Source organism: Peteryoungia desertarenae (assembly GCF_005860795.2).
GTDB classification, from domain to species: domain Bacteria; phylum Pseudomonadota; class Alphaproteobacteria; order Rhizobiales; family Rhizobiaceae; genus Allorhizobium; species Allorhizobium desertarenae.
Genome location: NZ_CP058350.1, coordinates 435385 through 449237 on the forward strand (window position 1 = coordinate 435385; position 13853 = coordinate 449237).

At 58.0% G+C, this 13853-nt stretch carries 13 protein-coding genes; 9 read left to right on the forward strand and 4 right to left on the reverse strand.

Annotated features, from left to right (window positions below; genetic code table 11):
• The first annotated feature begins 9 nt into the window (after positions 1-9).
• From hutI to hutU, 4 genes are read left to right on the forward strand one after another with little or no spacing between them, the layout of a single operon-like run.
• The gene (hutI, locus tag FE840_RS02125) at positions 10-1254 is read left to right on the forward strand and encodes an imidazolonepropionase (protein WP_138288526.1); all 1245 of its coding nucleotides are present in this window, start codon (positions 10-12) and stop codon (positions 1252-1254) included.
• Positions 1251-2786 (forward strand): histidine ammonia-lyase, encoded by a 1536-nt coding sequence (gene hutH / locus FE840_RS02130; RefSeq protein ID WP_138288527.1) that lies wholly within the window; start codon positions 1251-1253, stop codon positions 2784-2786. The genes hutI and hutH overlap by 4 nt, the downstream gene beginning before the upstream one ends.
• Before the next feature lies 1 nt (position 2787).
• Positions 2788-3588 carry an N-formylglutamate deformylase gene (gene hutG / locus FE840_RS02135; RefSeq protein WP_138288528.1) on the forward strand — a complete coding sequence of 267 codons (801 nt, stop codon included), beginning with the start codon at positions 2788-2790 and terminating at the stop codon, positions 3586-3588.
• Positions 3589-3600: 12 nt separating this feature from the next.
• Positions 3601-5274 carry a urocanate hydratase gene (hutU, locus tag FE840_RS02140; protein ID WP_138288529.1) on the forward strand — a complete coding sequence of 558 codons (1674 nt, stop codon included), beginning with the start codon at positions 3601-3603 and terminating at the stop codon, positions 5272-5274.
• A gap of 41 nt (positions 5275-5315) precedes the next feature.
• Here hutU and FE840_RS02145 read toward each other — a convergent pair whose 3' ends face one another.
• Positions 5316-5906 (reverse strand): cytochrome c oxidase assembly protein, encoded by a 591-nt coding sequence (locus tag FE840_RS02145; RefSeq protein ID WP_138288530.1) that lies wholly within the window; start codon positions 5904-5906, stop codon positions 5316-5318.
• Between the two features lie 319 nt (positions 5907-6225).
• Here FE840_RS02145 and FE840_RS02150 point away from each other — a divergent pair, with 319 nt between their 5' ends.
• From FE840_RS02150 to FE840_RS02165, 4 genes are all read left to right on the forward strand, one after another.
• Entirely contained in the window at positions 6226-6759 is a 534-nt protein-coding gene (locus FE840_RS02150; RefSeq protein ID WP_138288531.1) for a superoxide dismutase family protein, read from the forward strand.
• Between the two features lie 130 nt (positions 6760-6889).
• Positions 6890-8296: a PRC-barrel domain-containing protein gene (locus FE840_RS02155; RefSeq protein ID WP_138288532.1), complete on the forward strand. Its 1407-nt coding sequence runs from the start codon at positions 6890-6892 to the stop codon at positions 8294-8296.
• A 175-nt stretch (positions 8297-8471) separates the two neighbouring features.
• Entirely contained in the window at positions 8472-8834 is a 363-nt protein-coding gene (locus tag FE840_RS02160) for a hypothetical protein (protein ID WP_138288533.1), read from the forward strand.
• A gap of 121 nt (positions 8835-8955) precedes the next feature.
• Positions 8956-9462, forward strand: coding sequence for an MgtC/SapB family protein (locus FE840_RS02165; protein WP_138288534.1), 507 nt, complete (start codon positions 8956-8958; stop codon positions 9460-9462).
• Between the two features lie 66 nt (positions 9463-9528).
• On the opposite strand, the gene FE840_RS02170 is transcribed toward FE840_RS02165, so the two are convergent.
• From FE840_RS02170 to FE840_RS02180, 3 genes are all read right to left on the reverse strand, one after another.
• A complete protein-coding gene (locus FE840_RS02170) occupies positions 9529-10518 on the reverse strand; it encodes a YihY/virulence factor BrkB family protein (protein WP_138288535.1) in 990 nt (329 codons plus the stop codon).
• 22 nt (positions 10519-10540) lie between these two features.
• Positions 10541-11110 (reverse strand): DUF4142 domain-containing protein, encoded by a 570-nt coding sequence (locus tag FE840_RS02175; RefSeq protein WP_138288536.1) that lies wholly within the window; start codon positions 11108-11110, stop codon positions 10541-10543.
• 134 nt (positions 11111-11244) lie between these two features.
• A complete protein-coding gene (locus tag FE840_RS02180) occupies positions 11245-12246 on the reverse strand; it encodes an AI-2E family transporter (RefSeq protein ID WP_138288537.1) in 1002 nt (333 codons plus the stop codon).
• A gap of 210 nt (positions 12247-12456) precedes the next feature.
• Here FE840_RS02180 and pglB point away from each other — a divergent pair, with 210 nt between their 5' ends.
• Positions 12457-13836 carry a polygalacturonase PglB gene (gene pglB / locus FE840_RS02185; RefSeq protein WP_138288538.1) on the forward strand — a complete coding sequence of 460 codons (1380 nt, stop codon included), beginning with the start codon at positions 12457-12459 and terminating at the stop codon, positions 13834-13836.
• The last annotated feature ends 17 nt before the right edge of the window (positions 13837-13853 follow it).

The window sequence follows — 13853 nt, forward strand, 5'->3', positions numbered from 1 at the left end:
AACGCAGCTATGACAGTTCTGAGGCGGATCTGGACCAATGCTCGGCTGGCAACGGTGAGCGCTAAAGACGAAGGCTTGGGGATCATCGAAAACGGTGCGATCGCCAGCGAAGCTGGACGGATTGTTTACGTTGGTCGATCAGCCGAGATGCCGTCGGCGCTCAGGTCCCAGGCCGAACAGATTGATTGCGAGGGTCGGTGGATCACTCCCGGATTGGTCGATTGCCACACACATCTTGTCTATGCGGGCAACCGCGCCAAAGAATTCGAACTGCGCCTGAATGGGGCAAGCTACGAGGAGATCGCCCAGAATGGCGGCGGAATCGTCTCGTCAGTCAACCAAGTGCGCGCTGCAAGCGAACTGGATCTTGTTAACCAGAGCCTTCCACGACTTGATGCACTTATCTCGGAGGGCGTAACCACAGTCGAGATAAAGTCTGGCTACGGCCTGACAAACGAAGATGAAGCCAAGATGTTGCGAGCGGCACGGCAAATCAGCCGCCGACGGGCAGTAACAGTCCGAACCAGCTATCTCGGAGCCCATACGGCGCCAGCAATCTATAGGGGCCGCAATCGCCAGTTCGTAGAGGATGTGGTCTTGCCCGGGCTGCTCAGCGCCCATGCACAGGGCTTGGTCGATGCTGTCGACGGCTTTTGCGAGGGAATCGCCTTTTCACCGGACGAAATCAGACTGGTGTTTGCGGAAGCAAAGCGACTTGGCTTACCGGTCAAACTGCATGCCGACCAGCTTTCCAATCTGCAAGGGGCAGCTCTCGCTGCTGAGTTTGGTGCCCTCTCCGCCGACCATCTGGAATACACGGATGAAGCTGGTGTGATCGCCATGGCAAATCATGGCACGGTCGCTGTCCTATTGCCTGGAGCTTTTTACTTCCTTCGGGAAACCCGCAAGCCACCAGTCGAGCTCTTTCGCCGCCATGGTGTCGCGATGGCGCTGGCTTCGGACAGCAATCCCGGAACATCTCCGCTAACATCACTGCTACTCACGATGAACATGGGAGCCACCCTGTTCGGGTTGACCATTGAGGAGTGCTTGGCGGGCGTAACCCGCGAAGCCGCAAAAGCACTAGGAATGCAAAACCAGATCGGGAGCCTTGAAGTCGGCAAGCGCGCCGATTTCGCGATCTGGAATATCGAAGCGCCTTCAGAACTCGTCTACCGGATTGGTTTCAATCCGCTGCATCGTCGTGTTTGGAACGGCGAAATGACACGCATGTCGGGAGGAGAAAGAGCATGACACTGACACTTCATCCAGGCAGCGTCACCCTAGCCGATCTGGCCCGCATCTACTGGAGCGGCGAAAGCGCCGTGCTCGACTGCAGCTTCGATGCCGGCATCGAGAAGGCTGCCGCCCGGATCGCGGCTATCGCCTCCGGCAACAAACCGGTCTACGGCATCAATACCGGCTTCGGCAAATTGGCCTCGATCAAGATCGATGCGGCGGATACGGCAACCCTGCAGCGTAATCTGATCCTCTCGCATTGCTGCGGCGTGGGTCAGCCGCTGGCGGACAATATCGTGCGCCTGATCATGGCGCTGAAGCTGATCTCGCTCGGTCGCGGCGCCTCCGGCGTCAGGCTCGAACTGGTTCGCCTGATCGAGGGCATGCTGGACAAGGGCGTCACTCCACTCATTCCGGAAAAGGGCTCCGTCGGCGCCTCCGGTGATCTTGCACCGCTCGCGCATATGGCCGCTGTGATGATGGGCGAGGCGGAAGCCTTCTATCAGGGCGAACGGCTTTCCGGCGCCGAGGCGCTGAAGCGGGCGGGGCTGACACCCGTCGTGCTGGCGGCCAAGGAAGGTCTGGCGCTGATCAACGGCACGCAGGCCTCCACCGCGCTGGCACTGGCCGGCCTGTTCCGCGCCCATCGTGCCGCACAGGCGGCGCTCATTACCGGCGCGCTCTCGACCGACGCCGCGATGGGCTCGTCGGCGCCCTTCACCGCTGACATTCACACGCTCAGGGGCCACAAGGGCCAGATCGATACGGCGGCGGCCTTGCGCGGCCTGCTTTCCGGCTCCGTCATCCGGGAAAGCCATCTGGAAGGCGACGAGCGGGTACAGGATCCCTATTGCATCCGCTGCCAGCCGCAGGTCGACGGCGCCTGCCTCGACCTGTTGCGTATGGCAGGGCGCACGCTCGAAATCGAAGCGAACGCCGTCACCGACAATCCGCTCGTGCTGTCCGATATGAGTGTTGTCTCAGGCGGCAATTTCCACGCTGAGCCGGTAGCTTTTGCCGCCGACCAGATCGCGATTACCGTTTGCGAAATCGGCGCGATCGCACAACGGCGCATCGCGTTGCTGGTCGATCCGGCCCTGTCCTATGGGCTACCGGCCTTCCTCGCCAAGAAGCCGGGGCTCAACTCCGGCCTGATGATCGCGGAGGTGACGTCGGCTGCGCTGATGAGCGAAAACAAGCAGATGGCGCATCCGGCCTCGGTCGATTCGACCCCGACCTCGGCCAATCAGGAAGATCATGTTTCGATGGCCTGCCATGGCGCGCGGCGCCTGCTGCAGATGACGGACAACCTCTTCTCGATCATCGGCATCGAAGCTTTGACGGCCGCCCAGGGCGTCGAATTCCGCGCGCCCCTGACAACGAGCCCGGAACTGCGAAACGTGATCTCCACCCTGCGTGCCCACGTCGCCACCCTGGAGGAGGACCGCTACATGGCGCCCGATCTGGAAGCCGCTGGTCGCCTGGTTGCGGATGGCACACTGATTTCGGCGGTCTCCGCCAGCCTGTTGCCGGGCCTGGAGGGTTGAGATGGCCGTCTTTGAAGTCAAGCAAGGCACCTCCCCCGTTATTGTCGCCTTTCCACATACGGGCACGGACGTGCCGCCCGCGATCTGGGATCGCCTCAATGATAACGGCAAGCTGCTGGCTGACACCGACTGGCACATCCATGAGCTCTACGCTGGATTGTTGCCGGACGCGACGACGGTCCGGGCGACCTTCCATCGCTACGTGATCGACGCGAACCGCGATCCCGCAGGGGTGAGCCTCTATCCCGGGCAGAACACGACCGGCCTTGTGCCGGAAACGGATTTCGACGGCGTCGCCATCTGGAAAAGCGGCGAGGAGCCGACCGAGGACGATATTGCCGATCGGCTGGCAGGCTTCCACGGGCCCTATCATGCGGCGCTAAAAGCCGAGATCGAGCGCGTGAAGGCGATGCATGGCGTGGCGGTGCTTTACGACTGCCATTCGATCCGCTCGCTGATCCCCTTTCTTTTCGAAGGCCCCCTGCAGGACTTCAACATCGGCACGGACATGGGCCGCACCTGCGATGCCAGGATCGAGACAACTGTCGCCGAGATCGCCGGTCGGGCCGCAGGATACACGTCGGTGGTCAATGGCCGCTTCAAGGGCGGCTGGACGACCCGGCATTACGGACAGCCGGATACAGGCGTGCACGCCATTCAGATGGAACTGGCGCAGATCAGCCATCTGGCCACCGAAGCACCGCCTTTCGCCTATGACGCCGCAAAGGCCGAGGCGCTGCGACGGCATCTCAAGAACATTCTGACATCAATCGAAGCCATCGCGCTCGAACTGAAACGCTGAGGAGCGAGGACCATGAGCAATCCCCGACACAATATCCGCGACGTCCGCGCCGCCACCGGAACCGAACTCTCGGCCAAGAGCTGGATGACGGAAGCGCCGCTCCGCATGCTGATGAACAATCTCGACCCTGATGTCGCCGAGCGGCCGCATGAGCTGGTCGTCTATGGCGGTATCGGCCGGGCAGCGCGCACCTGGGATGATTTCGACCGGATCGTCGAGACGCTGAAGACGCTCACCGAAGAAGAGACGCTGATCGTCCAGTCGGGCAAGCCGGTCGGTGTGTTCCGCACCCACAAGGATGCGCCGCGCGTGTTGATTGCCAATTCCAATCTCGTGCCGCATTGGGCGACCTGGGACCACTTCAATGAGCTGGATAAGAAGGGGCTGGCCATGTACGGCCAGATGACCGCCGGCTCGTGGATCTATATCGGCACCCAAGGCATCGTGCAGGGCACCTACGAGACCTTCGTGGAGGCCGGGCGCCAGCACTACAACGGCAATCTCAAGGGCAAGTGGATCCTGACCGGCGGCCTTGGCGGCATGGGTGGCGCACAGCCGCTCGCCGCCGTCATGGCTGGCGCCTGCTGCCTTGCCGTCGAATGCGACGAGACCCGTATCGATTTCCGCCTGCGCACCCGCTACGTCGATGCCAAGGCGCATACGCTGGACGAGGCGCTTGCCCTTATCGACCAATGGACCAAGGCGGGCGAAGCGAAATCCGTCGGCCTCGTCGGCAATGCCGCCGAGATCTTCCCGGAACTCGTGCGTCGCGGCGTGCGCCCCGACATTGTCACCGACCAGACCTCTGCCCATGACCCTGTTCACGGCTATCTGCCGCTTGGCTGGACGGTCGCCGAATGGCGGGCGAAGCAGGAGAGCGATCCGAAGGCGGTGGAAGTTGCCGCCCGCGCCTCGATGAAGACCCATGTGCAGGCGATGGTCGACTTCTGGAACAGGGGCATTCCGACGCTCGACTATGGCAACAACATTCGCCAGGTCGCCAAGGAGGAAGGCTTCGAGAATGCCTTCGCCTTCCCAGGCTTCGTGCCGGCCTATATCCGCCCGCTGTTCTGCCGCGGCATCGGCCCCTTCCGCTGGGCCGCACTTTCCGGCGATCCGGAGGATATCTACAAGACGGATGCCAAGGTGAAGGAGCTGCTGCCCGACAACAAGCATCTGCACAACTGGCTGGACATGGCGCGCGAACGCATCGCCTTCCAGGGCCTGCCTGCCCGCATCTGCTGGGTCGGCCTTGGCGATCGCCACAAGCTGGGCCTTGCCTTCAACGAGATGGTGCGCAATGGCGAACTCAAGGCTCCCGTTGTCATCGGCCGTGACCATCTCGACAGCGGCTCCGTCGCCTCCCCCAACCGCGAGACGGAAGCGATGAAGGACGGTTCCGACGCCGTGTCCGACTGGCCGCTTTTGAACGCGCTTCTGAATTGCGCCTCGGGTGCGACTTGGGTTTCGCTGCATCACGGCGGAGGTGTGGGCATGGGCTTTTCGCAGCATTCCGGCATGGTGATCTGCGCCGATGGCACGGATGATGCTGCGCGCCGGCTGGAGCGGGTGCTCTGGAACGATCCGGCAACCGGCGTCATGCGGCATGCCGATGCGGGCTATGACATCGCGCTCTACTGCGCCAATGAAAAGGGCCTTCGTCTGCCCGGCATTCTCGGCAATTGAGCGAGTTGCAACAGTCTGCTTGATAATGGGGTGACCGCCGGTCAAACGCGACCGATTGAACCAACCTCTGCGATTTTCGCAGAGGTTTCTGTATTTGTCATATCGCTCAACCAGCGCGCAGCGAGCACGACGCCTGCCAAGACGTAGGTCAATGGGCATGCGACCAGCATGATCGAACCCGCAAGCTGCTGATCAGCTAGTAGAAAGCTGCCGTCAACGGAGTGCATGAAGGCGAGTCCGGCTATGATTTCCGGATAAAGAGCGCGCGGCGCAAAGACGAAAAGAACAGCCAAAAGGCAAAAAAGTTTGCCAGTAACCAATAGCGCTACAATCGGCTTCCACCTTTGGTCGCCACGATAACCCAGAACCGCCCACCAGAACGCCAAGGCGCTGAGGAACAGCGACGCTTGCATTGCAAAAGTAAGAGCGATTGAGTCCATGGTACCGGTCAATATCGGCGGCGCATGCCAACCCCAGAGCGCCAGCAGCTGCAGGACGCTGAAGACCGCCAAATGATAGGGTGCTGGGACTTCGGTGGTGTCGCGAAACCGGAGACCAACGAGCGCAAGAACGGGGGCCAGCAGGTTCATCAGAATGATGTGCACAATCATATGATGGGCCAGTGGTCCCATTGTTCCTCTCCTGCAGTGAAGGCAGGGCCGGTCAGCCCCAATCCTGTTGGAATTTGCGTCTCAAGTCGTTCGGTCAGCCAGATGACAAGCCACCGGAGGATGAGCTCAGCCGTTTGGCCAGAACTTCGCGATCCGGCCTTTGTTCCTTACCCAGAGACAAAGAGGCGGGAAGCGGCGACTTGCTGTCTGCAACCAGAAAATTTGGAACACTGCGTGAGCCGAATGGTTAGCCCTTCGTGTCCGGAAGGCAGTTGTCGAACCTCGCCTCGTCTCCGTTGGAGCGGACAAAGAGACAAACTGAACAGTCCGGGAGAAGATCATGAAAAAAGCAGCTTTCGCTGTCGGTCTTTCGCTAGCGTGTGCGTCGTCAGTCGCAGCCCAGGAAGCGACCGTCAGTCCGGATGTAGCGCGTGCAGCCTTCATCAATGCATCAGGTGAACCCATCGGAACAGCGACACTGGTCGAAATGCCAAACGGCGTTTTGATCCAGGCGCGCCTCGCGAATATCCCTGAAGGTCCCCATGGCTTCCATATCCATGAAACGCGAAGCTGCAATGTGGACGATGCCTTCAAGTCTGCCGGAGGACACTTCGCTCCGGACGGAAACGAACACGGCTTTGCGGTCGAGAATGGGCCGCATGCCGGCGACTTGGCCAACCAGACCGCCATGGCGGATGGTACCATGATCGTTGAGACCTTTGCGGCGAACCTCTCCCTGACAGAGGGCGACCATGCCCTTCTGGATGATGACGGATCGGCGCTTGTTGTTCACTCGACAGCAGACGATTACCGCAGCCAACCATCCGGAGCCTCCGGCGACCGGATCGCCTGCGGCGTAATCGAACAGCAGTAAGCGGGGCTTCCGCAACCCAACCAATCAGCCAAGTCCGGCGAACCGGACATGACTGTCGCAGTCACGCGCCAGGCAGAGAAGTTTTGCCTTTGCGCACAGGGCTGATCGTCAAAAGAGAGGAGTACAAACCATGAAGAGACTGGAAACAGCACTGGTCGTCATTCTGGCCGCGTCAGCAGGTCCTGCAATGGCTCAGGCCAATTCGAATGCAGCAGGAACGGTGAATGCCGATTCCCAGGAAATGCGTTCCGTAAGCGAACATGCCTTCAACCAGTGGGACGTGAATAGCAATCAGCGACTGGAAGGCGAGGAGTTTGCAGCAGGGCTGCATGAGGCCTGGGGCCGGAACAACGGACAGGTCGACGAAGCCGCATATTCCAACAACTGGAGTAACTGGTTTGACAGCGAGAGACCGCCGTTCGAGGAAATGGACGAAGATGGGGATGGTCAGCTTTCCCAAGAGGAACTCAGAACCGCACTGAATGATGTGGACTTGAGCGGTCCCTGGCAGGGTGCTGACGACGGCTATCTCACCCCTGAAGAATTTCGCCGTGGCCTGACAAGCGTCAGCGACCGCGACCGAAGCGGCAACCTGGATCAGAGCGAGTATGATCAGGTCGTCGCAGTTGTGGGTGTCGTTGTGCCCTCGGACCAGCAGGCCGGCACTGGCAACAACACCATGACATCCGATGAGACCAATCAGGCTGCAACGGATGCTACGACAACAGGTCAGGTGTCGACCGCCACAGGGACACAGCAGGCCCAGAACACAGCGGCAAACACCGGCGCAACAGCGGGTTCCGATGGCGCGATCCAGGTTGGGGAGGTCATTCCCCTTGATGATTGGGACATGGATACCGTTTACCGATCCGGCTGGAGTGCCGAAGCATTGTTTGACCGTGAAGTCTACGGCGAAAATGGCGAAGAGATCGGCGACGTGGAAGATCTGATCGTCGGCCCGGACGGACGTCTCCTCTCGGTCGTTGCCGAAGTCGGCGGCTTCTGGGACATCGGGGATACGCATGTGAGCGTACCGTGGGATCGAGTCGTGATCCGGGAAGACGGAACGGTCCAGATCCCTGTCACCGAAGACACTGTCGATGACTTCAGCGTACTCAATGTGCCGACCATGGGCCAGATCGCCAATGATGTCGTCACCGAACTGGACGATGTTGAACTTGGACCCCGCGCCTGGCGTGCGTCAGAAGTGATCGGCGATATTGCCCGTATTAGAGGTGATGCAACGTCACAGGCTGCCGAGCAGACAACAGGCCAGCAGGCGGCCGGTCAGACAGCACAATCTGGCTATATGGGATTCGGCTACGTGGACGATCTGATTTTCCAAGACGGGCAGATTGTTGCCGCAGTCGTTGATCGAGACGCAGGCTACGGAACGCGTGGTCGATATGCCTATCCGTTCTACGGCTACCGTTACGGTTGGCATCCGGGCAATCGCTACTACAACATGCCTTACGACCGCGCTGAGGCAACTGCGATCGAACCCTACGAGGAAGATCGCCTGATGAACGACGAGTAACTTGACCAAGACGAGGAGGAGTTCCCGGGAGCTCCTCCAGATAATCCTGACCTCAGCCGAAGACACAGTCTCCCGCTGAAGGTTGGTGCCCGAACCGTCGTCCCTGGCGGATCGGGTCAGGTCAGGGGCCTTTTCGCACCTGCCCTCATTCAACTGAAAACTGAGGAGAAACACCATGAAAATTGCAGCACTGACATTTGCCGTTAGCCTCCTTGCCGTTCCGGCATTGGCGCAGACGAGCGATACGTCGACAGGTTCGGCAAACACTGGCACCGATAGCGCGGCGACCACGAGCCAGACCGGTGTCGGCCCTATGGACCAGCAGAAGCTTCGCGATCAGCTGAGCCAGGCGGGCTTCAGCAACGTCCAGATCCTTGACGCCTCATACCTTGTCCAGGCACAGACCCAGGACGGCAACCAGGTCTTGATGGTCATTGATCCGCCGATGCGCGGCGCAATGGGCAGCACGTCGACTAACAATGGTGGCGCGTCACAGGACGCGACGTCGGGAGAAACAAAGACAGGTTCCGATCAGTAATCTGGCATCGAACCCAAAGGATGCGGGTGGTGGCTGATGCTGTCACCCGCATCTTCGTTTTGGGTCGGTGCAAGGGGCAGATGCATGGAACAGAGCTTAAGTTTGATCGGTTTAAGAGCCCATGGACCCCGTCATCGATGACTTCATGCATGAGACCTATCTGCCAATCAGCGTCATTGCATTGCGGTTGCTGATTGCGCTGATCTGCGGAGCGATCGTCGGCTTTGAGCGCGAATGGCATCGGCGTTCGGCAGGATTGAGGACCCATATCCTGATCTGCCTGTCCGCAGCAGCGCTCTCCATCGCAGCAATCGAGATTACCCATCTATCGACCTTTGGGTCTGACGAAATCCGGATAGACCCCTTGAGGATCATAGAAAGCCTGACAAGCGGCGTCGCCTTTCTCGCAGCAGGTACGATTGTGTTTTCGAGAGGCGAAGTTCACGGGCTCACAACGGGAGCCGGTATGTGGCTTGCTGGCAGCATAGGCCTGGCTGCCGGACTGGGTTTCTGGCAGGTGGCATTGCTCGTCACCTTTTTCGCCATGACAGTCCTTTGGCTGTTACGGAGGCTTGAGGCCCGATTCGGGCTGCGCTCACCAGACAATGAAGAAAACTCAAGAGATTAGCAGAGCGGGTATGGCGCGAATTTGCCAGTTTTGGGACGCAGAATATGAAGGATCGATGGGGCAGCCTTATTGCCGCAACTTGCCCAGCGTGTCGGCAACATGGGCTCCGCGTTGCCCCATGGGTTTCTCCGGACTGACCGTTGAATCACGTGCTGTCTGATGCTCCAGTTCGGCATTGAGCTCGGCCCCGACAATCAGGATCAGGACAGAAAGCCAAGTCCAGATCATAAAGCCGACAAACGTCCCTAAAGTGCCATAGGTCGCGTTGAAGTCAGCAAAATTCTCGAGGTAGAAGGAGAATCCAAGCGCCATGATCAGCCAGGCAACGGTGCTCAGTGCCGCCCCCCAAGTCAACCATCGGAGCTTGGCGCGTTCGCGACTCGGACCGTAGCGGTACAGGCTTGCGATGGCAGCACAGACAAAGATGAGCATCAATGGCCATCGCGCAACCTTGCTGATGATCTCAAGGCTGTCGTCGACGCCCAGAAGAGCGAGTGCAAGTGGCAGAATCCCCATCCCAAGGATCATCAGGATGATGATGAACAATCCTGCAAGCATGAAGAGAAAGGATACGAGTGTCAGTTTGATAAAGCTGCGCTTCTCCGTCTCCTCATAGGCGATATTCATTGCGTCAAACAACGCGGTGACCCCATTGTGGGCACTCCAAAGAGTGACCAGCAGACCGGCGATCACGCCGAGGCTGAGAGACGCGGGTTTCTGCGAGGCGAAAGAGCTGAGTTGCTCAAGGATGAGTTCCATGGCGCCCGCAGGAAAGACTTCCCCTAAAAAAGTGATCCGTTCGCCAATCGAGGATGGATCAGCAATCAGACCATAGATGGAGACAAGTGCGGCCAGCGCCGGGAAAAGCGCCAGCATGAGATAGAAGGATACGCCCGCAGCAACAAGCGACACCCGGTCCTTGTTGATTTCGTCCCAAACCCGGAACGCGACATCTTTCCAGCCTTTCGCGGGAATATCTTCCGGACGTTCGGCATGTCGCCCTCGTCCGCTTTCCAGGGTGTTCAGAGCTTCTTTCGTTTTTCGGTCTGCAATCATTGTCTCGTCACCCCTGACCTCTTCAATCAGCCGGAGCGGACGGCACGAATGTAGTGTCAGGCGAAACAGGCGCCGGCAAGGGTGCCTGGGTACGCGAAAGGTTCAGCGCGATGTTGTAGAGCGAACGAGGACCGCTGATATGGTCACTGGCAAAAGCCTTGAGCTGACCTATCGGGCCATTTTCGATATACGGCATGATGAGCTCGACCATGCTTTCATAGGCTGTAACCTGGGCAGAGATATAGGCCATATCGAAGGTTTCATCAGATGCCTGTCTGATCGCTTCAAGCTTACTCGCATATTCCTGATCGAGATCGTCATCGAGCATCACACCCTCAAGCATCGCACTCTCAGCCAGATCGGCTGCAAAATTGCGGTCCTGATCGATTGCTGTCAGCGCAAAATTTCTGATCGTGTCCTGCTGGGCACGCTCGATAGCGAGCTCGGAAGCCTCCCTGAGATAGGTGTTCAAAACTGCCAGCCTCTCTGCAAACTGCGCCGGATCATTGTCTTGCGCAGCAACGCGCTGCGGTAGCAAACCGAAAACAAGACTGATGACGGCAACAGCGAATAGGACTTGGAGTCGTTTCATAAAGAAGTCTCTCCCGTGATTTGAGGATTGCAGGCGTCGTAACGTCGTCCGGCTTCATAGCCGAAACAGGAACTTCAACAGGCAAACAGCTACAATCGGAAGAAAGTTCCATCCGTAAGTCGGCGGTCAAATCCCTATCCGGGCTGCCTTTGGTTCACATAGTCACGAACGTAGAGTTCCCGGATCAAAACCAGAAGGAGAGCCGTGAACGGTGTAGCAAGCGCAAGACCCAGAATGCCGAACAGGAGACCGAAGAGCACCTGCATTGATATGATCAGAGCCGGCGGGAGGCTGGCTTCCTGTCGCTGTATGAGAGGCGTGATGAAATAGCTCTCCAGCGTCTGCACGGCGACATAGACACCCACAACCCACAGCATCATGGAAACCCCTTCGCCCATGGCTAGCGCGAGCGCTGGCAAGGCTGCTAGAATCGGACCTATATTTGGGATGAAGGCCAGAAGGGCGGCAATGCCACCAAGCAGGATCGGCAGCGGAAGTCCAATTGCCCAAAGTCCCAGTGCTGTCAAAACACCCACCGCAGTCATCGACATCAACTGGGCTTTCAGCCACTGCCGCAGTCGTATCATGGCTTTGTCGGTGACATCCCCTCCACGGCCACGGCTCTCCTTGGGGAAGAGGATAAGCAATCCCTTGCGATACACTCCCGGTTCCAGCGCCCCATAAAGTCCCACAAACAGGATGATCACCAGATTCCCGATGCCACCGAATGTCGTGGACAAAGCCGAGGTGGCGGTGGAGCCGATCTGACCGGTCAGTATGTCTTCCGGAGAAACCTCACTAAGGAGGTTTTGAGCCCACTCATACTGCTCAAGCCAACCCTGCACCCGCGAAAACGCAGCCGGGATTGCCTGAACCAATTGATCAAACTGCGCTGCCACCGACGGGGCGAACCAGGTGGCGAACAAGACCAGAAGAGAAGTCAGCAGCAGGGCGAAAACCAACACACAAACGCGACGGGGAAGGCTCGTAACAGATCTGATCGGACTAGCGCCCATGTCGAGCAGGATTGCCAACAGCAAACCGGCAAAAGTTAAAAAGACGATGGTCGGCACCACCGCAAGTGCACCAGTTATCGTAACAACCAAAACTGCAAGCGAGACTTGTGTCGGCGTCATGGAGCCCCCCTGTTCCATCTCCAGAACAGGGTACCCAGCATCTTGTTCCAACATTTCCCAAGAGAACTTGTGGATGGGTTCAGCGTCTTACCAGACATCAAATCTGAAGCTACAATCATTGAATTAATTTCGTAATAAAATAAGATCCATGACAAAGGTCATGCCAATTCGCTTGAAATTGCTGAAAATTCATGCACATTTCTATGAAAAATGCGAAATCACGGAAAAAGACCAGTGAAAAATAATGAAATTTTATTCGTTAAAGAGCATTTTCCGGTAGCCTCTTTGCAGGAACAACTGGACTACGCCGCAGAGGCTGGTTGCGTGTTAGAACTACCTCCTGGGATTCATTCCTGCGCAGCATTGAAGCTACCCTCAGGCCTTCATCTCCATCTTGCTGCCGGAGCTGTTCTGCGCCCTGTAGACGGCTATGCACCCTACGAAACGAACAGGATCGATGTCATCGCAGAGAAATCCGATCGCGCGATCATTCTTGCCAAAAATGAGAAAAACATTCGAATCTCCGGAGATGGACTGGTTGATGCTCCCGGGGCGGAAGCGATCATCGGACGTCTGGACGACATGGGAACACACATCCCTGCGGAGTATCGCCCTCGCGTGCTGGTCTTCGACGGTTGCGAAAACATTCGCCTTGAGGGCTTCTCAATCCGGCAATCGCCGATGTGGACCATTCATCTCATTGGATGTCGAAACGTGGAGATCGACGGGGTTCGGGTTACGAATGATACGGAAATGCCGAACACGGACGGCATCGTGATTGACGCCTGCGAGGATGTTGCCATCCGCAACTGCCACATAACCACGGCAGATGACGGCATAGTCCTCAAGACAAGCATGGGTCCAGACGGAAAGACAATTGGTCACTGCCGAAACATTCTTGTCGAGAACACTTACATCGAAAGCAACAGCTGCGCCTTGAAAATCGGGACTGAAAGCCACGGTGACTTCGAAAACATCCGCTTCTCACGCTGCCGGCTTATGAATTCCAATCGCGGCATGGGCATATTCTCTCGCGACGGCGGTTGGATTGCCAACATTCTGTTCGACACGATTGAGGTGGAGTGCTTCCAGACGCCTGACGGGTTCTGGGGATCGGGCGAAGCAATCACCGTCAACTGCCTGGATCGCCGCCCCGGCAAGATAGCCGGAATCGTCGAAAACATCCGCTTTCGTAACATCAGCGGTACCATGGAGGGTGCAATCAACTTTGTTGCTGACAGCAAGGCCGGTATCCGCAATGTAGACCTGTCAAACATCACTCTTAAACAAGTCGACGGCCCGCTGAAGGGGCGGACTTATGATGTGCGCCCCACACATTTCGATCTTGCACCATCCCCCGATGCAGCAGGTCGCGCGAATGCATGGGTAAAGGATGCTGATGGCAAGGTTATAGGGCTGGTTCCCTATCCTGGTGGAATGCCGGCACTCTTTGCCTTGAACGTGGAGAACCTGACCCACGATGCCATCCGCTTTACAAGACCGGATCCCCTTCCCGAAGGTTTCCACCCCGAAAGCGATGTGATCGTGAATGCATACCCGACAACATGGTCTGTTGAGCAGAACATCTGATCAGTTTGCCTGAAGAA

Coding starts and splice junctions, on each gene's coding strand:
- hutI (WP_138288526.1), top strand. CDS start 10: ATGACAGTTCTGAGGCGGATCTGGACCAATGCTCGGCTGGCAACGGTG.
- hutH (WP_138288527.1), top strand. CDS start 1,251: ATGACACTGACACTTCATCCAGGCAGCGTCACCCTAGCCGATCTGGCC.
- hutG (WP_138288528.1), top strand. CDS start 2,788: ATGGCCGTCTTTGAAGTCAAGCAAGGCACCTCCCCCGTTATTGTCGCC.
- hutU (WP_138288529.1), top strand. CDS start 3,601: ATGAGCAATCCCCGACACAATATCCGCGACGTCCGCGCCGCCACCGGA.
- FE840_RS02145 (WP_138288530.1), bottom strand. CDS start 5,906: ATGGGACCACTGGCCCATCATATGATTGTGCACATCATTCTGATGAAC.
- FE840_RS02150 (WP_138288531.1), top strand. CDS start 6,226: ATGAAAAAAGCAGCTTTCGCTGTCGGTCTTTCGCTAGCGTGTGCGTCG.
- FE840_RS02155 (WP_138288532.1), top strand. CDS start 6,890: ATGAAGAGACTGGAAACAGCACTGGTCGTCATTCTGGCCGCGTCAGCA.
- FE840_RS02160 (WP_138288533.1), top strand. CDS start 8,472: ATGAAAATTGCAGCACTGACATTTGCCGTTAGCCTCCTTGCCGTTCCG.
- FE840_RS02165 (WP_138288534.1), top strand. CDS start 8,956: ATGGACCCCGTCATCGATGACTTCATGCATGAGACCTATCTGCCAATC.
- FE840_RS02170 (WP_138288535.1), bottom strand. CDS start 10,518: ATGATTGCAGACCGAAAAACGAAAGAAGCTCTGAACACCCTGGAAAGC.
- FE840_RS02175 (WP_138288536.1), bottom strand. CDS start 11,110: ATGAAACGACTCCAAGTCCTATTCGCTGTTGCCGTCATCAGTCTTGTT.
- FE840_RS02180 (WP_138288537.1), bottom strand. CDS start 12,246: ATGACGCCGACACAAGTCTCGCTTGCAGTTTTGGTTGTTACGATAACT.
- pglB (WP_138288538.1), top strand. CDS start 12,457: ATGCGAAATCACGGAAAAAGACCAGTGAAAAATAATGAAATTTTATTC.